Origin of the sequence: Breznakia pachnodae, from assembly GCF_030814225.1 — a bacterium.
Classification (GTDB): domain Bacteria; phylum Bacillota_I; class Bacilli_A; order Erysipelotrichales; family Erysipelotrichaceae; genus Breznakia; species Breznakia pachnodae.
Genome location: NZ_JAUSUR010000006.1, coordinates 76505 through 98958 on the forward strand (window position 1 = coordinate 76505; position 22454 = coordinate 98958).

The window sequence follows — 22454 nt, forward strand, 5'->3', positions numbered from 1 at the left end:
AAAAAAGTTCATTATACAGCAATTTTGTATAATAAATTTTTTAGAATTCTTCCATTATGTTTAAATATCCAATATCTAGTCTTTTCTTTTTACTTTACTTACTTCCCATTCTTGCCCAAAATTATTGTACTTTCTTTCTCTTTCACCCCATATCTTTTTCATACCCACTTATATTAGTTGTAATTAAATCCCATTTCGTTCATTTTTTCTTTCCACTTTTATTCTACCTTAATTATAAAGACAATTGAAATAGAACTTCGTTCCCTTTTTTTAGTTTTATTTTTGGATACAAAAAGAACTATAACCTTTTAGATTACAGTTCTTAGCTTATAAAAATAATTCTTATATCTAAATTATCTACCTTCCTTTTCGTAGAAATTATGAATCAACTCTTTAAACCAATAATAACTCTTTTTAGGAATACGTGGTAACTTTGGATCATCGAAATCAATTCTTACAAATCCATAACGTTTTTCATATCCATTGACCCAACTATATACATCCATTGTTGACCATGCATAGTATCCACAAACATTACATCCATCTTCTCGTGCTTTCAACATATAATCAATATATCCCTGCATCATATCGATTCGTTCATCATCTTCCACATATCCATTTACATCTGCATTCTCATACATCCCATGACCATTCTCGGTAATATATACAGGAATATCACCATAAAGGTCTTTAATTTCCATTAGCGCATTGTAAATACATTTTGGATAGATTTCACGTCCCCATAAGTTACGTTTTGTATTTGCATCATCTGTTGTTTCAAACCAGTTTTTGATACGAATCCCTTCTTTTGATTTGGAACCTTTTCCTTTATTGTTATGAAATACTTCAGTTTCACCCTCCGTATAGTCAGTTAAATAAACTCGATTGTATACATTAAGTCCCAAATAATCGATTTTACCATTAGCGAAATCAATTGCATCTTCAAATTTAATAAATGATGTATCAATATCATTTTCTCTAAGCATTGGGATTAAAGCACCTGGAATTCTACCAGTAATTGATGTTTCCAATACTAGGTCTGTATAAAATAAATCAGCCATCATTTTTATTTTTTGCGGTTCCTTGGTTCCAGGAGCAATTTCAGCATTACTGCTGTCATGAACAATTGCAATTTTACCCTTCAGTTCCATATCATGAAATGCTTTTACCGCTTTGGCACTTGCTAGGATTTCATGATAGAGCACACGATAAAAGCGATCGAAATCAACTTTATGATTTGGTGGATAGTTTCCTACCATATTGGTACAATATGCATAATATCTGGGTTCGTTGATTGTTGACCATAAATTCACTCGATCACCAAATGCTTTAAAACAAACTTTAGCGTATTCAACAAATGCATCAACAGTTTCACGATTTCCAAATCCATCTTTCTTCGCTATTGTTTCAGGTAAATCATAATGAAACAAAGTGACATTAGGCTCTACTCCTTTTTCAAAACAGTAATCAATTACACGGTTATAGAAATCAATCCCTTTTTGGTTCACTTCACCAACTCCATTTGGAATAATCCGTGTCCATGCAATCGAAAAGCGATACGTATTCTGTCCCCCTTCAACCATCATATCAATGTCTTCTTTATAACGATGATAGAAATCACAGGCTACATCCCCAGTAGCTCCATTGATGTTTAATGGGCTTTCATGAGAGAATACATCCCATTCACCTACACCTTTTCCATCTGCATCCCATCCACCTTCACACTGGTATGCAGCAGTAGCACTTCCCCATAAAAATTTATCTTTATTCATTGTTTCCTCACTTTCATTATTTAACAACTACAAATGCACTGTCCTTATCCAATAAATATGGAGTTAAGTAAGCAGTAGCAATACTTGTTGGTAATACTTCTTCACTGATTGCAATTCCTAATTCATGAATCATATAATTTCTTCTTGCTTCAAATCGTTTCCACATATCTGGATAATTATTTTGTATTTCTGTTCTTAACTTCTCATCTGCAAGAACAACCCCACTTTCACAACTTACCCCACCATATCCTTTTACAGAAGGAATAATATCAATTTGAAATAACATTCCACTTGATATTTTCTCCATTGACTCCGGATACACAGGTGATGATAGCCATTCTTCATCGGCACATAAATGTCCAGGATTCAGACTCCATCCATATGTTGCTTTTGGTAATACGGATTCAATTTTGTCATACAGTTCTTTTCCATTCATTCCTATTCTAATCGTTTCTAACCATGTTACAACTGCATTAAAATAAGGCTTTGCAACTTTATCAAGATAGTCCTGTTCGCCTTCTGGTAACTGATTTCGACTCGCTACAGCATAACCTCCACGACTTTGAAGTCCACCTTTATAACCTGTTGTAATTGATATTTTATCACCTAGTTCAACTTTTTTAAGACTTGGATACATATTTGCTTTTACAAATCTTTCACCACTTGCCATAATCGTTACAACACTATGACGTTGTCCATATTGTTCTAGTTTTGATGCAATTTCCATTTCACTTTTTCCAACTTCAAAAGCATCTAATGTATCCAATATACAGTTTCCTGCTAGAGTTGCACCAAACTCATAGTGAGCAATTTCATTTGCATTGTTTGTGTTACGTGCTCCATTTTCTCCAATAAATAAATATGCACCATTTACAAAGTCAGCATTTGGACAAGTTTCTTTTAATGCTTCCATTACGAAATATGGAATATCAAATATTTTATTCTCATTTTCTACTGTATTTGTGAATTTCTTCCATCCAATAATTCCAATTTTCTTTGCCTGATTGATATTACATTGCGATAAAATCTGACTCACTGTTTTATCAGTATCCATTGGTTGATCGGGTAAAGAGAAATGTGGCATATGTACTGCTTTCACATCGATTCTAGCTTTTGATGCTTTATTTAAATTTTCATTTCCTAATACCATATAAGCATCTCCACTTACATGTAATACAAGCATTGCTTCTTCAAATCTTGGTAAAAAGCCACATAAGTATTCAAAATTAGAACCATGTTCCAAATCAGCATATACAATAATTACATCAAGATTATCCTGCTTCATTCCTTTTAATATTTTTTCTTTTCGTTGTTGTATTGTTTCATCACTCAGTAATACTGGTTGAATGTCCATTTCTTTTTTAGGACGTTGTACTTTTTTTAATTCAATCATCTTTCCACCTCTTAAATATTATCGATTGGGAACATTGGGCGCATAATCAGTTTAAAATCTAATGCTGATGTATCTTGAAGTGTTGCACCTTTAGTCAGTGACATAATGCAAAGTTTTCCAGCATCAAGTAACTCTGGATGAATATATCCTTGCTTTACAACCAGAATATCATAATCATCTAGTGTGCAGCCACATGCTTCAATCTGATGGATTTCAACAAATGAATGATTGTTTTCAGTAACTACAATATCAATTGGGCAGTTAGTTACTGACACTCTAACCAATCCTCCATAATCTCCATCTTCTCCATACATGAAAGTTCCCTCTTGTCTTCCTTTCATTTTAACACAGACTTGTAAATCAATTGGTGTAGATAGTTCATCCAAATTCATTCCCAGATTAATATTCACGTTATCACCAATCTCGCTTCTCATTAACTGATTATAAGTTTTTGCATCATGAATCGATGCAACCAATACTTTTTTCTTAAGATCATTTACTTCTAACAACTGCTTTAAAACAAATGTGTTGGCTCCCATAGAACCTGAAGTTACATTATCACCTGAATCAGATATAACAACTGGTCTCCCATCAAATTCCAACGCCATCTGCAATGCTTCATCTGGTTGTTTGGTAATTCCTGTATAATGAAACTCATAACGTTTATCAAAGATAAATTTTGCTAATTCATCTGCTTTCTCATTTGCATACTCACGATATTTATCATCACTCGGAACCACTACAATTCCACAACCTGCAACTGCTGTATCATGACGAATATACCCAACATGCCAAGATGCACTTAATATACGCTCGTCCTCTTCCATTTCATCCATAAACTTATTAAATGAACGCACAGGTTCATCAGCAGATACCGTCTGTTCTCCACCTAGTATCAAAGGTAATTTTCGATACACTGGTGTCATGCTTCTTCGATTACGAACTAGGTTAACTAATTCACGACAAACAAATTGTACTGTCTCTGGTATGTCCGTATGTGGTGCTTCACGAAACGAACGAATAATGTTTACATTCTCTACATATTCTTTACTAAGGTTCCCATGCGGATCACAAGAGACCCCTATTGGCATATATGGGCCAACAATCTTTCTTACTTCCTTTACCAGATGATGTTCACCTGAACCACCTTCCAAATCTTCTATTTCGCTTGCACCATGTAAATGCAGATAAACTGCATCAATTTCATTACGATACTTCTTTAGTGCATCTAATATTCTATTCTCAATATAAGCAAATGCTTTTCTTTTCATTACACCACTACATCCCACATCCGCACAGATGACAGGAATAAGTTCAATATCTTCATCATCAAATACATCACCTAACTGCATATGAGTAAGGGCATCATCACCATAAGAAATCGCTGCATTTTCTAAATCGCTCATCATTGGGACATTAGCATTTGCTTCTAAAACAAATTTTGAAACTAATATTTTCATGCTATCTCCTTCCTGTCATTATATTTTATCGATTGGATACATTGGTCGTTTAATTCGTTTAAATTTAATTGATGCAGTATCTTGTGGAGTAGCACCATCAGTTAATGCCATTACACTTTCTTTTGCTATTGCTTTTAATTCAGGGAATATATATCCCTGTTTCACAACCACAATATCGTAATCATTCAAATCGATTCCAATCTTATCAAACTGATTGATTTCACATAAAGCCCAATTTGAGTTCGCTATCACCACATCAATAGTTGTTCCTACAATATTCACTACAACACATTGACCAAAAATTGACTGCGGATCATGCATCATAAAACCATACAAATCACCTTTACTTTTAATTCTTACAGTTACTTCAATTGCTTTACTTAACTCATCATAACCAACACCAATAGCTGTAGTTACTTCGCTACCTACTGGCTTCAACTCTAGTTCTCCGTATGTCTTATCATCATTAATGGATGCAAATAACACACTTTTATCTGAGCCTTTATGTTTTAAAACTTCACTTAACAAATACGTATTCCAACCAGTTGCACCAGAAGTTACATTATCACCTGAGTCGGTTATAAAGAACGGTTTTTCATTAAACTCATAAGCATAGTTTAATGCTTCTAATGGTTTCATCGTTGTTCCTGTATAATGAAACTCATGACGCTTATTCCAAACATAATCATACAGTTCATCAAGTTTCTTAGTTGCATACTCTACATATTTATCATCTGTTGGTACAACTACAACACCACATCCTGCAACATCACAATCATGTCTTAAATATCCAACATGCCATGATGCACTCATAATTCTTTCATCTTTCTCTATTTCATTCAGATACTGATTAATTGAATACACTGGTTCATCTGCAGATACACTTTGTTCTCCACCCAGTATCAGTGGTAGTTTCCTATAAAGTGAATGTACGGGTCTTCGATTTTTTAAAATATCACATAACATCTGTGCCACAATATTCATTGTTTCATCAGCATCAATATGTGGTGATTCACGATAACTTCGAATTACCTGCGTTGAGCGCACATACGTTTCTTCAAGATTTCCATGAGGATCACACACTACTGCAATTGGCATATAAGGGCCTACCAATTTACGAACTTCTTTTAGTATATGATGATCACCAGATCCAATCTCTTCCACTTCACTCGCACCATGTAGCATCAAGAAAATACCATCAATCTCATGGATATGTTTCTTTATTTCTTTTATTAAATAGGACTCGATATAGTTAAAACTTTTTTTATCAACTACACCAGAAGCTCCTGCATTCGCATATATAGAAGGAATCAATTCGATTTCATTATGATTGAAGGTTTCCTTTATTCTCATTTTCTTTATACATTCATCACCAAAGCTAATATCATAATCTTTGATTTCACATAAATTTGGTATATTTGCATTTGATTCAGTGACAAATTCTCCAACTAAAACTTTCATATTTTTTGTCCTCTCTGTCTATTTAACAAACAAGTAGAGACTCCTTTTATAAAGGAGTCTCTACAACATTAACTAGCTGTAACTGTGTCTCCTACTACTTCAGTTTCTTCATCACTAACATCAACTTTTTCTGTTCTCTTTAAAATTACAGTTGTCGCAATAAAAGATACTACAATAGATATCGCACAAACGACCCAGAACAAGATAAAGTTACCCATACTTCCATCTTCAGGAAGGAAGAATAATGCAGTCAACAGACCTGGACAACCTCCAACTACATAGTTCTGAAGTCCAAAAATTCCAGCTACTAATCCACCAGTGACTGCACCCATGGCAACACCGATTAGACATTTCGGACGCATAATCAAAGAACCATAAAATGCTGGTTCTGTAACACCACAAAGAGCAGTAACACCAAACGATGAAATCAGACCCTTTTGTTTCTTATTTTTAATATGTAAAGCAACTGCAAGTGCTGCAGCACCAATACATAAGTTTGATACCAGACCTGTAACCATAACCCAGTTATCAGCACCTGTTGTTGCAATTGATTCGATCATTATAACCGTAACGGCTTTATCAAGACCAAGCATAACCATGTATGGATAAAGCGCTGCAATTACAGGTACTGCTAACCAACCAGCAAAGCCCATAAACGCTTCCATAGAGTTTCCTACTGCACCACTAAGTTCAGTACCAATTGGTCCTAAGATAATTAATGTTACAGGAACTACAATTGCCATAGTTAATAATGGCTTTAAGAAAAAGACAAACATTTCTGGAATAATTTTGGCAAGTAATTTATTTACGAAGTACATGAAAACCACACCAAATACAATTGGCATTACACTACTTTCATAACCTACTGCTGGTACAGCGATACCAAAGAAATCTAATCCCTCAACACCACTAATTGAACCACTGACAAGTACAGCCCCTAAGAAGGCACCCATGATTGGTTCCATTTTCAACTTGCTTGCTAATGTATATCCAATCCATACAGGCAGCATCGAGAATCCTGCACTGAAAATTGCTAACATGATTTGTGCAGTTCCTGATTCTACCCCAACTCCCATATAGTTTACTAATAGATTCTTAATCGCTAAGATTAATCCACCAGTAATTAATGCAGGGATGATAGGCATGAACACACCTGTAGCAAAGTTACCAAATACATTTATATAATATGAAAAATTCTTTACCTCTGGTTCTTCATTATCATCCTTAGATGCATTATTTGCATGTTCTGACGGATTGTAACCAGATACTTCCAAGAAGTCAGTATAGGCTTCTTGGACAGTTGGTCCAATGATTAGTTGAACTTGTCCACCTTTTTCAACTACCCCCATAACTCCTTCAGCTTTTTTAATAGCTTCTAAATCTACTTTCGTTTTTTTATAGAAGTGAATTCTTAGGCGTGTGGCACATCTTTCTACGAATTTAATATTATCTAAACCACCAACACCTGCTAACACTTCTTTTGACATTTCTACATATTTCATTTTTATTTCCTCCTCAATAATTAATCAAAAACTATTAAGAGGTTTGGCCAGCCTCACTGTAACCATCCAATATGTTTTGTTCCATACCTAGTGTAATGGTCTGGATAGCCATTACAACCCTTTCTACTAATTTTTCATTTCATTGAACAATTTATATACTGTTTTTCGCTTGTTTCAATGTATAATAACGTACCCTATTAAACATATATTAGTATTTGATAAATTAGTAAAACAAATATTAATAAAATACGTTTATTATCTATATCTACTGATCTGTTAGTCTTCCTAAATGGAACAACAAATACATTTTTTCATCATCACTAGTTACATAACCATAATTCTTTTCAACATACTCAACAATTTCATTTACACAATCCATCTGTTTTGGAAGTTGATCTTTCGTTGCTTCAAGCAGAGTATAATTCAGTGCACTATTTTGTTCAAAGTGTTCTTGATTAATTACTCTTTGAACAAAAAATCGACAATGTGTCATGAAACGATCATAGTTATAATTATTCTCAATATCAATATTGAATCGATTTTTAACAATACTCGTTATCTTTTCCAAAATTGAAGTAATTGTATACATCTCCATCATATTATCTTCAAACTGAGAATTAACAATATGAAGAGTAATAAAATTTGCTTCATCATCACTAAGCGGAATTTTAAAGTAATCTCTTAACATATCTACTGCATGTAATGCTAATTTAAACTCCTCTTTATATAACGTTTTAACATTCAACAATAAAGTCATATCAAAATCAATTCCCATTTTAATTCTTTCAATTGAATTTACAATATGGTCCGTCAGTGTGATATAAATACTATCATTGATTTTCTTATCACTATTTGCTTTTATATATGCAATAATCTCTTCTGAAATAATTACATAGTCAAGTGGAATATCCTGAATTAGTTCTCCAAATCGAGGACTAGTATCTTTTTTTAATTCAAACCTTTTCTCTACCTTACTCCTATCTATCACATCACCCTTTTTCAATCCATAGGCAACCCCTTTTCCAGCAAGAATAACTTCATTATCATTCTCGTCAACCGCCATAACAATATTATTGTTATAAACCTTCTTTGTAAACATACTTGGCTACCTCCTTAAAATTACTCAATATTTAATATTGGATCTCCTACTTTAACTTCAACATCTTCAGTATCATTTATTAACTTCACCTTCTTATTTAAGATAATGATTGGCACAACCTTTTCTAACCCTTTGGTTAAAATCATTGCCCAATTGATATTTGTAAGTAGATCTCCTTTTTTCACTTTGTCACCCACATGCACTTTCGTACTAAATGGTTTTCCTTCCAGATTCATTGTATCGATACCAATATGAATCAGTACCTCTGTATCACATTCTGTTTTTATAGCAATTGCATGTTGCGTCTCATAAATAAGTGTTACTTCACCATCAATTGGTGAAACAAAATCATCCTCACTTGGTACAACCGCAATTCCATCACCTAACATTTTCTGCGCGAACATCTCATCGTTCACCTTTTCAAGTTTAATAACATTTCCATTTACTGGACTACATAAAGTTTCCATTCTTTACCTCCTTCAAATTCTATATTGCTTTTTTACGACAAAAAAAGCAAACACCATCAAACCAATTTAAAAATTGGATGATAGGCCTTGCTTTTTATTACTGGATAAAAATCACAACCCTAACAATCTATCTTTAATTTTAGGATACCTTAGAGTGTAAGCGTTGTCAATATCTTTTTTTTACAATTCTTTTATCAGAAATATTTCCAGCGGTTGTTTCACTTGTGGCAAATCCATCACAAGACATCCATTGTCTTTATAACCTAATTTACGATAAAAATGTTGTGCTTCTTCATCTGCTTGGGTAGAAGTCATAACAACTCCATAACCCAAATTACGCATCTCATTTTCCCAAAACAACATTGCCTCTTTACCAAAACCTTTACCTTGATATGACTCATCTAAATGAATCATTGTAAGAAATGGAAGATTATCCCAAAATAAATTATATCGCATAATTCCAATAGGTTTATGATCATCATAAATGATGTATGCTCTATTCTCATTCACTTTTAAATAATATTCTTTTTCAGACATATGAGCATCTAAAGTAAACCAAAAATTAGTATCTTCTTTTGTAGCATATTTTATTGAAATCATAATTTTGTCCTTTCGTTCATTACATATTCTTAATAGTATTTCATATTTAATAATTGTTATTGATTACCTTCTACAACAATAATATCAGCCCACTGCATTTGTTGTTCAATCCATTGCACAAATGTATTAAAAAATAATAATTCATCTTCATTTTCAATAGATAACATATCGTTTTTAATGAGTTTAATAATATCTTTCCAATCATCTATACCTATCCAGTTATCCCAACAGACGTCAAAAGAAGATTGTTCTTCTCCATTTGTTGGATCAAGTAAGGGAAAAACATTATTAAAGTATGGTAGCAGTTTATTGTAATCCGATAAGTATATACGAAGATAGTTTTCAGGATGCCATTCTTCCCAACGAATATCTTTGCCAGTATTTTTACAAGGTAAAAAATCTAAACGTATTTTTTCTTTTGGTGTACTATTCCATAATAAATCCATAATAACCTCACTATATATACTATATCATGATACACAATAAATTATTTGTTCTCTTCCATTTTAAAAATGAGTATTTCAAATAATTGAAATACTCATAATTGTCCTATAAAACTATTTATTGCCAAAGTTCACAAATAACCACTTCGTTACCATCAATATCATTTAAGCGAACTTCATATGTTCCCCAATCATATCTAACAGGTTCTCCCATTGAAACACCTTTTTTCTTTAAATATTCAATTGTAGAATCAAGATCATCGCTCTGAAATACAAAAGATTGATATCCTGTAGGTGTAGCATCAAACCTTGTACAATCCCATATACAAATGGTAGGTGCGTTTTCTATAAACCCAAGATAAACTCCATTTGATTCATCATCGTCAGTTCTAATAAGTGGTATTTCTAATGTCTTGGTATAAAATTCAACTAGTTCTTTCGCTTGCTTCGAAAAAATGTTTGTACAACAAAATCCTGTTATCATTTCCTTACCTCCTAATGTTTTCATTTCTAATTTACCATAATTAAAAATAAATTCATATGATTTTAATGCCCCCATTAACTCTATATGTAATATCTCTTGTAATTTTAATACCCCTTCTTCATCACTGCTTTTATACATTGAACATCCAGAAATCAAATAAACTAATATTACATTGCCTTATTCGTTTTACTTACATATACATATAGATTTCCATTCATATATTCTTCAAGAAAATCATTATAGTCTGCTAGACGACCCCATAATCTACCCTATTATCCATCTACAAAACCTTATAAAATCATCCATCGTTATCCCCATTTCAGATAATTCTTTCTCCGCATAATTTATTGCTGTTTCACTTATCACATAGTTTTCCCTGTCTTTTTCATAGATTGCACCGCAGTCTGCCACATCATATTCATTGTTGTAGTACACAATTGATTTAAGTCCATTATTATGGTTATCTGCATAAGCAGTAAAAACTATATCTCCCTCATTCTTATATATATGTACATATGCAGTCTCACTATCATCATAGCTTTTTGATTCGTATTTCCAATCATTATTATCAAGAATTTCCTTAACAACTTCTATGTCTATCTCATTATTTCTCGATTCATTTGAGTTTTTGCATCCACCAAGTAATACGATGATTGTAATAAACAAAACCTTTGTTATTCTTGCCATGTTAGTTCCCCCTGTCCTTATTTTAAAAAAATAAAAATCTTGTATAATTTTCGTAATTTCACTATTATTATATATTCTATTATATTATTTGTATAGCAACTACTTCTCTATTATCATATATAATATTGATTATTTGATTTCTAGGTTACATGAGTTTTCTGTATTGAATGTGTTTAGCATTTTTCTTTCAACCTTTATACTGCTCGGTTGGTTCATAAATTTTTGCAATTTAATAGGATTCAAAATGTTTATCACTAAATAAATAAGCTTAATTCAACCAACGGATACCTAGGCATCAAAATTAATCATTAATAAGAGCGGATGTATGATTTATAAAGAATTTTAAAAAAGTCCACTAATCATAATGATTAAAAGATGTTGGGTATTCTCTAGTTGAATTAAGCCAATAAATATATAATTTCTTTCTTCATATCTCGATTAATCAAAATAGATGATATTACTATAGCAATTATCCTTATACATAATGAAGTAACTATACCTACATATATCAAGAGAGGATTAGAATCAATTCCTGTTTTATCATAATCAACTACTGCTTCTACTTGTTTGTTTACACTATAATCCAAATTAAAATAATTAGACTCTTGTTGTGAGGCATCTTTATCTACTAGATATAAGCTAATGCTAATATTATCAAACTAAAATAACAAATAAGAAAAAGAGATTAATCTAATTCTTAAACTATATTCTATTGTTAAAGTTAAGAAACATGACTAAAAATAATAGTAAAACGGAATTGAAAACGTAACGATTTCTTTACGTTACTATATAAGATATCATTCCAACTATCACAAGATTAACTGATAGTATAGCGAACGAAAGAATAGAAAATATCTTAAAAGCGCACATTAATTACAAATAATTATTTAATCATTATTTGTGTCACTTTAGACATTTATTATTGATATCTTATGTTTAATCAATATAATTAAGTTTATAAATAATTAATATGTTTTATTTATACAAAAGGAGAAAGCATGAAAAGAATTATCATTTGTATTTTTTGTTTCATTCTAGCAGGGTGTGAATTAGAAAATAAAAGTTTAACCCATAAAGAAGTAAAAAATAGACTAGAGGAAAATTATAATTTATATTTTACTTTTTCACAAAATCCTAATGCTTCTATTAATTTAGATAACGAATGTTTTTCTAGCAATTTAAAAGATACTACTTGTCCTAGAGCATTAAAAATTCCTGAATTTAAATATGGTGGAACGATAAACCTTCTTGACAAAGAAAGTAACAATGAAATACAAGCTGTATTCAGCATAAATAATAAGGAGAATATCAGTTTTTTGAACTTTATTTTTTTCGAAGATAATAATACGTATATTTATTTGAATGAAATTAAGACAGGAAAAAAATATATTCAAATATATAATGATTCCACACAATGTACTTATTATTTAGATGAAAATGAAAATAAAGATAAATGTAATGATAGTCAAATTGATAAAGCAAAGGAAATTTCTAATGAAGTTAATAATATATTAGTTTCATTAGAAATTACTGTTGATGATTTAAAGCTATATTTTGAACAGACTGCAGATGAAGAATTTAACAATATAGAAAAATTATATTCAAACATCTATGAAAAACAAGAACTTTCTACCGAAGAAATTGAAATGATATTACTTGAAAATAATTATAAAATAGTTAAGGAAAATAATGAAATTCGAGTTTATAATGAAGAAAATCAAGAAAGTTATATAGGGATTTATAAAAATAATGAATTAATAAAAGTGAAAATAGACGATTTAAAACATCAAGATTATGATACAAAAGAAATGGAATTATTTATATTTCCTGACTATTCAATTAAAAGTATTGAAGCCTCAAAAAAAGAAAAAAAATGTGAATATGATTATATCACTTTTACAAGTAATGATTATTGCACGAGTGAACAAGAAGGTAAATCAAATACATTGTATCTCACTTTTCAAACCAATACAGAGAATATTGGGTTAAGAAAAGAAGAAATTGTTAAATATTTTTTAAATAACACACCATAAAAATGCTTCATTACTGAGTACAAATTTGGGGTTTAAACAAAACACGGTGCGTACCCCACCTTTTTATATCTTTATAGGGGACTACTAAACCCCATTAGATTGGAGCACCATAGATAATCCTCTAATTATTCTATTTCGTTACAGCCCCATAATTATTTTATTTGCTTATTTAGTTTGTGTTTCCAATAACTATCTCTAGCCTAACAGAAACATTAAAATAGTCTTTAATCACTTTTTTACTTCATTTGCATCCACTCTTATAAACTCACAATGCTTGTAAAAGTGCTTAAAATAAAGGATTTCTAATTGTTCTTCCTTTGTAGCAAAACAACACTCTCAACATGTGTTGTTCTTGGAAACATATCATATAAGTATATATCTTTAAAATGATATTGTTTTGATAAATGTTTTAAATCTCTCATTTGTGTTTCTGGATTACAAGAAATATATACAATTTGCTTCGGTTGTAGTTTTAATAATGAATCTAAGAATTTCTCATCACTACCATCACGAGCTGGATCCATAATTACTACATCTATCTTTGCCTTTTTATAAGCAAGTTTCTGCATATAATTCCCTGCATCATCATTCACAAATTCTACATTATGAATATCATTTACTTCTTTATTAACATTTGCATCTCTAACTGCATTTTCGTTTAGTTCCACACCAATTACCTTCTTTACTTTAGAAGCAACTGATAAGGTAATTGTTCCTATACCACAATAAGTATCAACAACTGTTTCATCACCATTTAACTTTAATAACGATAATGCTTTATCATATAGTTTTTCACATTGGCTATGATTAATTTGATAGAAAGATTTTGAAGATATCTTAAACTTATGGCCACTTAGGTCATCATAGATAATACCTCTACCATAAATATTTATTTCTTCATCACCCAATACAACACTTGTTTGACGACTGTTGATGTTTTGAACAATCGTTTCCACATTTTCATTTACTTTTAAAAGTTCCTGAACAAATTTCTTTTTACCTCTAAATTCTTTAGTTGCAGTTACTAAGGTAACCATAAACTTTTTCTCTTGATTTTCTCTCACTAGAATATGACGAAGAAAACCATATTTCGTATTTTCATCATAAATATCTAAACGACATTTCTTGACAACCATCTTTAAATCTTTAATTAATTTATTCGTTTCTTTATCATGTAATAAACAATTATCAATATTTACAATATGATGAGTAAATGGTTCATAAAAACCAGCTACCATCTCATTTTTACGATTTTTTGAAAACGATAGTATTAGTTTATTACGATAACTATAAGGAACATCCATACCTTCACAGTTGTGAACATTTAGCTTTAAACGATTCTGACTAACTAACTGTTTAATTTCCTGTGTCTTTTGTTTCAATTCAAATGGATACAACATATGTAAGTAATTACAACTTCCACATTTTTGAAAATAAGGACACTTTACTTTAGTACGAATACTTGATGGTTTTACAACCCTTAGTAATTCAGCTAGATATCCTTCTTTTAATTTTCTGGTAATAATTACTTCTACCTGTTCTCCCTGCAATACATATTTCACAAATACTTTATTTTTCTGATAAGTGAAGACTCCTAAACCATTACTTTGAACCTGTTCAATTTCCCCACTAATCTTTTGTTTTTTCTTCAACATTTTGATCCTCTTCTATCACTTCATATAATTCTTTTAATGCTTTATCTTCATCAACTACTTGGATTCCATACATCCCTAGTGCTTTTGCACTTTCTACATTATCTTTTAGATCATCTAAGAATACACTTTCGTGTGGTTTTAAATGATAATTATCTAATAATATCTGATATATTTTTTTATCTGGTTTAATATAATTCACATCACATGATAAAACATAACCATCTACCTGATCAAACAAATCATAACGCTTTTTGATATAATCAGCAGCATCACATGATAAATTGGATAACAAATAAATATGATATCCTTTTTCATACAATGATTTAATATGTTTCATCGTTTTTCTTTGTGTTAGTACTTCCGTCCATCTTGAAAGTATCTCTTCAATCTGTGGTTGATATTCTGGTTTTTCTCTAATCAGTATATCCTTCACTTCACTTAATGACTTCGTCCCTAAATCATATTCCTTCCAATAAGGTGAATGAAATATATGATAACAAACTTCATCTCCACATTCTACATTACTGAAATAAATAGCTGGTTTAAAATCCAACAATACATTTCCTATATCAAATATTATATTTTTTATCATAGACAACCTCTCTGCCTTATTATAACAAAGAACAGGAGCAATTACTCCTGTTCTTCGTTAAATATTTTCTCAATTCTTTTTTCTGGAATGATCCAAGGAATCAATCCAATGATATAAAAGATAAGAATACTGATTGGTGCAAATATCCCAATTACTATACCAACTGTATTAATTGATAATGTAAGTCTTAATTTCATATATCCATCATGCGCTCTCGCAATCTTGGAATCTGGTCCATTTGCCTTCTTCAATTCATGTAATAATATTGCATAAGAAATATCAGCCATCATCAATACAACACCATAAGTAACCTCTGGGGCTAATTCAAATAAGTTTCCATCCACCCACTGTGTCACAAAAGGAATCAGTGACAGAAAGAAAATAAAGAGAAAGTTTGCCCATAGTACTCGTCCATTGATTACTTTCGCAATCTGAAATAAGTGATGATGATTGTTCCAGTAGATTGCCAAAGAAACAAAACTTAAAATATATACTAGAAAACTATAGCGCAGTTCCCATAATCCAGCAAATGTAGCTGCTTTTGGTGGCTCTAGCCCTAGTATTAAAATTGTCATAATAATTGCTATTACTGCATCTGTAAATGCTTCTAATCTTGTTTTTGTCATATCCTATCCATCCTATAGATATAATTATAAGACAGATTCTTCAAAGTGCAATTGATATGAAACAGAAACTATTATTAAAGAAAAAAGCAGACTATATCGTCTTGCTTTTGTTTTCTGCGTATAATACTGCTCCTAAGATATTTGCATTGTTATTGAATTTACAACGTTCAATTCTAGTTGTAGCTAAATGAATCATTCCTGCTTTTAAAGAATCAAATGTAGTACGTACTTTTTCAATAAACCAATCTTCTTCAGAGATTCCTCCACCGATACAAATAACTTCAGGATTATAGAATAAGATGATTGTATATAATGAATGACAGATATTCTGACACCATTCTTCGATCGCCTCTACTGCAACTGCTTCTTTATTATGATATCGTTCGCAAATATCTTTTCCATCAATTAATAACTCTCCAGATTTTGCTTCATAGATTTGTGTTAGTGCCTGCATTGAAGAATATTCCGTCATCTGTTTCGCTTCTTTTCCCTGATAGTGAACAGGCAATTGCGAAAACTCACCAGCCATACCATCAACTCCATTAATCACTCCGTTTGCATCACAAACACAACCACCAATTCCAGTTCCAATAATGAAGTAAACACTTGAAGATGCACCTTTCCCATTTCCTTTTTGTAGTTCCCAATATCCTGCTGCTTTTGCATCATTTAATACAAAGGTTTGTAGTTTTGTACGTTTTGTTAGTTCTTCAATAATATTTGTCTTATACATAATCTGAACATTCACTGCAGCTCTAGATTTCACATAACCTTCATCATTAATTACACCAGGTGCACTTACTGCAATCAGCTCAACTTCATCAAGGTTAATGTCTTCACAAATATAATTATAAAACTCTTCTACACTTTGACATAAATACGTAGGTTTCTTCCACTGCTTTGTAATTTCATATTCTTTATTTACATATGCATACTTTATATAGCTCCCACCAATATCAATACCTAAATAACTCATAATCGCTCTCCTTTTTTACTATTATATCATATACATATATAAGCTTACCGTAAGAAAAAGAGCTTTCGCTCTTAATCTAATTATTAATATAAATACATTTCCTGAAGTTTTTTCATATCCGCTTCAGTTACCCCAATATGTTCTTTCAAATAGGTTGGAATATTTCCAGATAACTTTTTCATTTCATCCCATGCAGCTTCGATATAAATCATTTTTGTCTGCATAAGACCTGAAAGATATTCTAAGACAACTTTATCATCTGTAAACTGATGATATTCATCCATGCGTTTTTCATTACGTGCTGCCATGTATTGTTTTGTCAACATGTAATCATATTCGATATCTTCAATCGATACCCCTAATGCAAGTAACATCAGCATTGCTCCAAATCCTGTACGGTCTTTTCCACCTTTACAGTGTTGCAGTAATGGTGCACTTGTTTCATCGCTCAACAGTTTCATTAGCTTTGTATATTGCTTGTTTGAATACTCACCATGAACGATTTCACGCATCTGTAAAGCCATTTCATCCAGTCTTTGGTTCAACTCTCTAACGCCTTCTTCACTTTGTGCCATTTGCACCAAGCTTTCTATTTTCTTCCTGTCATCTACAATGTTCCCACTAGCAAGGGCTGCCGTATGTGCATTAGGACTTAAGTTCACAAATTCTGCTCCCTTAATTGGTTTATCCTTAGCTGCCTGCCACTCACCATCTCCTCTAAAATCAACAATCGTTTTAATTCCTATTCCCTCTAAGAATGCAATATCGCGATCGCTTAGTTTGTTTAAGGCATCTGAGCGAAACAATTGTCCCCACTTCACTCGTTTACCTTCTGCTCCTTTATATCCACCTAAATCACGACAATTGAATGTCCCATCAAGTGGTAATAAGCGAGTAGCTATTTTCTTTTCCTTATCAGCAAATGTATAAGTATAATACATCCGCTGATCAAGTGTCATAGGTTTGAATTGTAATTTGTCACCTGTGATTTCTGCTATGGGAGTTTTACCATCAATTGTAAATGATGGATCATCACTCTCATATATCTTAACCCTGTCTTCTTGTTTGATTTCATTATCTTTTAAGACAAGCCATTCACCTTCTAAATATAACTCTTCCATAAGATATAACTCTTCCATAAGTTTTATGCTGCACTTGCTGCTGCTTGTTCTTCAAGCATTCTTTCTTGTTCAGCTTCTTGAGCACATTTTTGTTTGTCTAGCATCTTGAAGAATGGTAAGTATAAAACAAAGATTGCTACCATTTGTAGAAGTTGAATAACAGCACCTTGCCATCCACCAGCTAATAATCCACTGATAATTGGAGGCATACTCCAAGGCAGGTTAATTGCTGCAGGAGCCAAGAATCCAATTTGACATGCACCAAAGTAAATCAATACTGAAATTACTGGAGCAAGTGACATTGGAATAAGAATCGTTGGATTTAATACCATTGGAATACCAAACTTCATTGGTTCTGAGATTCCAAAGAATCCAGGTACGATTGCCACTTTTCCCACTGCTTTTAATTGCTTACTCTTCGGCATAATTAATAGCATCGCTGATAATACTAAATGTCTAGGACCTTTATAGATATTAAGTGCATAGTAGTTTAATGTGTTAGGCGCTGCCATACCATTTGCTACTGCTTGTGTATTTTCGATTGCTGGTGCCATCCAAAGTGCACTTGTTACAGCTCCGGTAACATTACTTCCATGAATTCCAAAGAACCAGAAGAACTCACCTAATAATACAATTAAACACATTGTCCAGATTGAAGAACCCAATCCTTCAAGTGGTGCCTGTAATACTGAATAGATAAATGTATGCATATCTCCTGCACTTGTGAAAGAGAATAATGCATTCACACAAATAAAGATTCCTGATACAAAGATTACTGGGAACAATGATTCAAATGCTCCAGATATTGCTGGTGGAACACTTGCAGGCATTTTCACCTTTGGTCCATGATCTGTAAATATACTGAATAAGTAAGTAGCGACCATACCAACAATCATTGCAACGAACATTCCTCTAGAACCTAGATAGGTTGTTGTAAATACTGATACTTCTGCTTCACCAATTAACGCTAAGGTCATTGGTGTAACCACAAAGAATGATACAACTGCAGTTAACACTGCATCCAGTTGACTCTTCTTTAATAAACGTGACATTTCAAATGCCATAACTACTACAACATAGATTGAAATAATATCATTTGTCATTGTAGAACCAAGTTGCAAGAACTTAGAAATCCCTATGTTTGTAATAAATTCTGTATATGGATCCCATGGTAAACTAATCAATAATGTACATACAGATCCAACCATTGTAACTGGTAATAGTCTAGCCATACCAGCAGCAACTGTTTTTACTACTAAATTGTTTGAAAACTTAACTACTCCTTTATTTAGGGTAGTTCCAAAGCTTTTTAAATTAGCCATTTTTCTATATCTCCTTTTATTTCACTTTATCTAACACAAAATTAAGCACTGCTTCTCCATTCATTGTTCCATAATCCATAGAATCAATTACAAATACTGGAAAACTTAATTCATTACTTAAATCTTCTTCTCTATGTCCGATTTGTGGACCAAGAAGTAATACATTTGAATCTAGATGATCATTGATGTTTTCTTCAGCAACAGCAAGTATCTCTACATCCATTCCCTTATTTTTCGCCGCTTCCTGCATTTTTTGTACCAGCATGCTTGTTGAGAATCCCCCAGCACAAGCAAGTAATATCTTATTAACCATTACGCTTCCTCCTTTCTGTCTTCTAATCGGTTATTGATTTCTTCAGTAAATGCAATCATTTCATTTACCATATCCTTAATAGCCATCGCCGTCATTAAGTGATCTTGCGCATGAACCATTAACAATGTCACTTCCTGTTTATCCCCTCGTACCTCCTTTTGAATCATCTCCGTTTGTGCTTTATGAGCTAAGGTAAGTGATTCACTTGCTTCTTTCATTAACTTCTTTGCTTCTTCAAAATTGTATTCTCTAGCTCTTTTAAATGCGATTAAGCTTTTCGATCTTGCATCACCTGCATTTAAAATAATACTCATAATCATTTCTTCCATACGTTTCTCCTTACCATATCTCTTTCACGTGTACTTTAAATTCTTTAAATGATTTCGATTGATACAGAAGATCAACCGCCCTGGTATCACTCATTACTTTCATAATGAATTCACTTATTTCCTGATGTAAAAACAAATGTTTTTCTCGTATATTCAACATGAAGATACACCGCACATCCCGATTCTCATAACGAATTGGATGCTTCATTATAATTACCCCAATGCTGTCAATATTTGCATTCTGATGCATACTGTGAGGTCCCGCAACACCATTGTCATAAACCGTTGTAAATCGCTTTTCTCTCACAATCAGTGACTCAGGAAAATCCTCATTGGCATATCCTCGTTCTACCATTTTCTTACTATATTTACTTAATATTTCTAAATAATCATTTCCATCTTCATAAAAGAAGATATCCTCATAAAACAATCGATCCAAACTCGGTACTTTTTCACTGGCATCAGCCATTTGAAACAACACCTTGCTTTTCAGTTTTCGTAAGTATTGTTCGCTTAATACCTCCGGTATCAGAATTGTCAGTTTGTCATATTCTTCACTTAAGGGAAGCGTCGATAATATCAAATCAATTTCTTCTACATGAAACTCCAACTTTGCAGAGTATGGTTTAATCATTACTCTTGCATTTGGAAAGATACTTTGTACCTGCAGGTTTAATAACTGCAAATTACTTCGTAATGTATCACTCACAATAACAATATGACGAACATTCTCTAATAACTTCTGATTGTTTCGCTCATGGTGAGTGGCAAAATGTAATGCCAGATATCCAATCTCATCTCTTGATAATTTATATTTTCTAAGTTCTTTATGATGTTCAATAAACCGCAGACTTACCAGAAATGAATTGGTATACTGTGCAGATATTGATCCAACTAAGGAACTGCTTAATTCTAATCCAAAAGTTACTCTCAGTAATAATGGATATACATGAAGTAATAAACTTTCTTTTAATAATTCATCACCACTAAACTGAGTCGCATATTCTTTATCTATCTTTTCAAGAGCACAATTAATGCTCTTTCTTAATTCTTGTTTTTGCTCTTCTGGAATCTCATTGGAAGTTACTTTCCCAAAGATTTGTGATGCCAGTAAATCAATTTCCTGTTTTTGAATTTCCACATCGTAATTAGCTGAAATAAAATCTGATAATTCCTGTGCCAGTTGATAACTCTGTTTTCCAATCAAATCCTTATTCACCTGTACATCATGAATTTCATTTTTCTGCGATATTCGATACATCAGTACTCGAAGATGAATCATAATTGATTCAACCGCATTAGCACTCATCACAATTTCATAATCATGAAGAAGTTCTTCAAACTTCTTCTTTACATCATCAAACTGTAATTCCTTAGTAAATTCGAAGTACTCAATAGAATCCAATTGATGATCAATAATGTTCGTCATAATCTTAGAAAGTATTTTACGAACCGATACTTCTTCACCAATCATCTTGATTCCATAATGTGGTTTTGAAACAAGTTCAAGATTATATCCTGCAATCGTCTCTTTCATTACTTCAATATCTGAAATAATTGTATTTCTACTGACATCCAATATCTCCGCAATTTCATTGATTGTAATATAACTCTTATTCTGTAACAACAAAGATATTATTACCGATACCCGATATTCTTTATTTCCAGAAATATCGACTTCTGTTTCCTGTATATAGTCTTTGAAATTATCAAATTTACTTTCATCATCAACCTGCAGATAGTATCCCTGCTTAATAATTGTTTTGATATGAAATCCATTGGTTGTTTCATAATTTCGTAAATCAGATAGTAACTGCCTGATTTTTCTATCAGATACATTGAATTCATTCTTCATCATTTCAATCGAAACAATGTCATAATTTAAAAACATATCTAATAAATATTTTATGTTTGTCAAAGTACTTCTCCTTTCTGAGTTCATTTTCTCATTATGAACTTTCTTAGAACAGTCAAAATCATGCAAACTCTTTCTGCACGTTTTAGATTAATTCCTTTTCTGCACTTTTCTTTTGCACAATTCAAATTATACAATACTTCACTTTTAGCGAAGACATTTCTATGATTTCATGAAAACCCCAAAAATTGCAATAAAAAAAAT

General features: G+C 31.9%; 21 protein-coding genes. 1 reads left to right on the plus strand and 20 read right to left on the minus strand.

The features are described from left to right. Positions 1-353: 353 nt before the first annotated feature. From J2S15_RS14985 to J2S15_RS15035, 11 genes are all read right to left on the minus strand, one after another. Positions 354-1772 carry a glycoside hydrolase family 1 protein gene (locus tag J2S15_RS14985; protein ID WP_307409759.1) on the minus strand — a complete coding sequence of 473 codons (1419 nt, stop codon included), beginning with the start codon at positions 1770-1772 and terminating at the stop codon, positions 354-356. Between the two features lie 16 nt (positions 1773-1788). Continuing rightward, positions 1789-3165 (minus strand): M24 family metallopeptidase, encoded by a 1377-nt coding sequence (locus J2S15_RS14990; protein ID WP_307409761.1) that lies wholly within the window; start codon positions 3163-3165, stop codon positions 1789-1791. A gap of 11 nt (positions 3166-3176) precedes the next feature. Continuing rightward, entirely contained in the window at positions 3177-4625 is a 1449-nt protein-coding gene (locus J2S15_RS14995) for a M81 family metallopeptidase (RefSeq protein ID WP_307409762.1), read from the minus strand. A gap of 18 nt (positions 4626-4643) precedes the next feature. After that, positions 4644-6086: a M81 family metallopeptidase gene (locus J2S15_RS15000; protein ID WP_307409764.1), complete on the minus strand. Its 1443-nt coding sequence runs from the start codon at positions 6084-6086 to the stop codon at positions 4644-4646. A gap of 68 nt (positions 6087-6154) precedes the next feature. Beyond that, positions 6155-7588 carry a PTS transporter subunit EIIC gene (locus tag J2S15_RS15005; protein WP_307409766.1) on the minus strand — a complete coding sequence of 478 codons (1434 nt, stop codon included), beginning with the start codon at positions 7586-7588 and terminating at the stop codon, positions 6155-6157. Between the two features lie 265 nt (positions 7589-7853). Then, positions 7854-8687: a PRD domain-containing protein gene (locus J2S15_RS15010; protein ID WP_307409768.1), complete on the minus strand. Its 834-nt coding sequence runs from the start codon at positions 8685-8687 to the stop codon at positions 7854-7856. 20 nt (positions 8688-8707) lie between these two features. Then, on the minus strand, positions 8708-9154 hold the full coding sequence (locus J2S15_RS15015; protein ID WP_307409770.1) for a PTS sugar transporter subunit IIA: 447 nt from the start codon (positions 9152-9154) through the stop codon (positions 8708-8710). Between the two features lie 180 nt (positions 9155-9334). Further along, positions 9335-9754 (minus strand): GNAT family N-acetyltransferase, encoded by a 420-nt coding sequence (locus tag J2S15_RS15020; RefSeq protein ID WP_307409772.1) that lies wholly within the window; start codon positions 9752-9754, stop codon positions 9335-9337. 56 nt (positions 9755-9810) lie between these two features. Further along, positions 9811-10200: a hypothetical protein gene (locus J2S15_RS15025; protein ID WP_307409774.1), complete on the minus strand. Its 390-nt coding sequence runs from the start codon at positions 10198-10200 to the stop codon at positions 9811-9813. Between the two features lie 115 nt (positions 10201-10315). Further along, a complete protein-coding gene (locus J2S15_RS15030; RefSeq protein WP_307409776.1) occupies positions 10316-10819 on the minus strand; it encodes a VOC family protein in 504 nt (167 codons plus the stop codon). A gap of 126 nt (positions 10820-10945) precedes the next feature. After that, on the minus strand, positions 10946-11368 hold the full coding sequence (locus tag J2S15_RS15035; RefSeq protein WP_307409778.1) for a hypothetical protein: 423 nt from the start codon (positions 11366-11368) through the stop codon (positions 10946-10948). A 998-nt stretch (positions 11369-12366) separates the two neighbouring features. Here J2S15_RS15035 and J2S15_RS15040 point away from each other — a divergent pair. Then, on the plus strand, positions 12367-13401 hold the full coding sequence (locus J2S15_RS15040; protein WP_307409780.1) for a hypothetical protein: 1035 nt from the start codon (positions 12367-12369) through the stop codon (positions 13399-13401). A gap of 302 nt (positions 13402-13703) precedes the next feature. Here the strand turns inward: J2S15_RS15040 and rlmD are convergent, their stop codons facing one another. The 9 genes from rlmD to J2S15_RS15085 form a co-directional block, all read right to left on the minus strand. Further along, a complete protein-coding gene (rlmD, locus tag J2S15_RS15045) occupies positions 13704-15056 on the minus strand; it encodes a 23S rRNA (uracil(1939)-C(5))-methyltransferase RlmD (RefSeq protein ID WP_307409782.1) in 1353 nt (450 codons plus the stop codon). Further along, positions 15031-15648, minus strand: coding sequence for an HAD family hydrolase (locus tag J2S15_RS15050; RefSeq protein ID WP_307409784.1), 618 nt, complete (start codon positions 15646-15648; stop codon positions 15031-15033). The genes rlmD and J2S15_RS15050 overlap by 26 nt, the downstream gene beginning before the upstream one ends. Positions 15649-15689: 41 nt before the next feature. After that, positions 15690-16274 (minus strand): TMEM175 family protein, encoded by a 585-nt coding sequence (locus J2S15_RS15055; protein WP_307409786.1) that lies wholly within the window; start codon positions 16272-16274, stop codon positions 15690-15692. Between the two features lie 91 nt (positions 16275-16365). Then, the gene (locus tag J2S15_RS15060; protein ID WP_307409788.1) at positions 16366-17250 is read right to left on the minus strand and encodes an ROK family protein; all 885 of its coding nucleotides are present in this window, start codon (positions 17248-17250) and stop codon (positions 16366-16368) included. A gap of 83 nt (positions 17251-17333) precedes the next feature. Next, positions 17334-18371 carry a tyrosine-protein phosphatase gene (locus J2S15_RS15065; protein ID WP_307409790.1) on the minus strand — a complete coding sequence of 346 codons (1038 nt, stop codon included), beginning with the start codon at positions 18369-18371 and terminating at the stop codon, positions 17334-17336. Positions 18372-18394: 23 nt separating this feature from the next. Then, positions 18395-19693 carry a PTS sugar transporter subunit IIC gene (locus J2S15_RS15070; RefSeq protein ID WP_307409792.1) on the minus strand — a complete coding sequence of 433 codons (1299 nt, stop codon included), beginning with the start codon at positions 19691-19693 and terminating at the stop codon, positions 18395-18397. 16 nt (positions 19694-19709) lie between these two features. Continuing rightward, entirely contained in the window at positions 19710-20006 is a 297-nt protein-coding gene (locus J2S15_RS15075) for a PTS sugar transporter subunit IIB (RefSeq protein ID WP_307409794.1), read from the minus strand. After that, positions 20006-20335, minus strand: a complete 330-nt coding sequence (locus J2S15_RS15080; RefSeq protein ID WP_307409796.1) for a PTS lactose/cellobiose transporter subunit IIA — start codon at positions 20333-20335, stop codon at positions 20006-20008. The genes J2S15_RS15075 and J2S15_RS15080 overlap by 1 nt, the downstream gene beginning before the upstream one ends. A 10-nt stretch (positions 20336-20345) precedes the next feature. Next, a complete protein-coding gene (locus J2S15_RS15085; RefSeq protein ID WP_307409799.1) occupies positions 20346-22253 on the minus strand; it encodes a BglG family transcription antiterminator in 1908 nt (635 codons plus the stop codon). Positions 22254-22454: the final 201 nt, after the last annotated feature.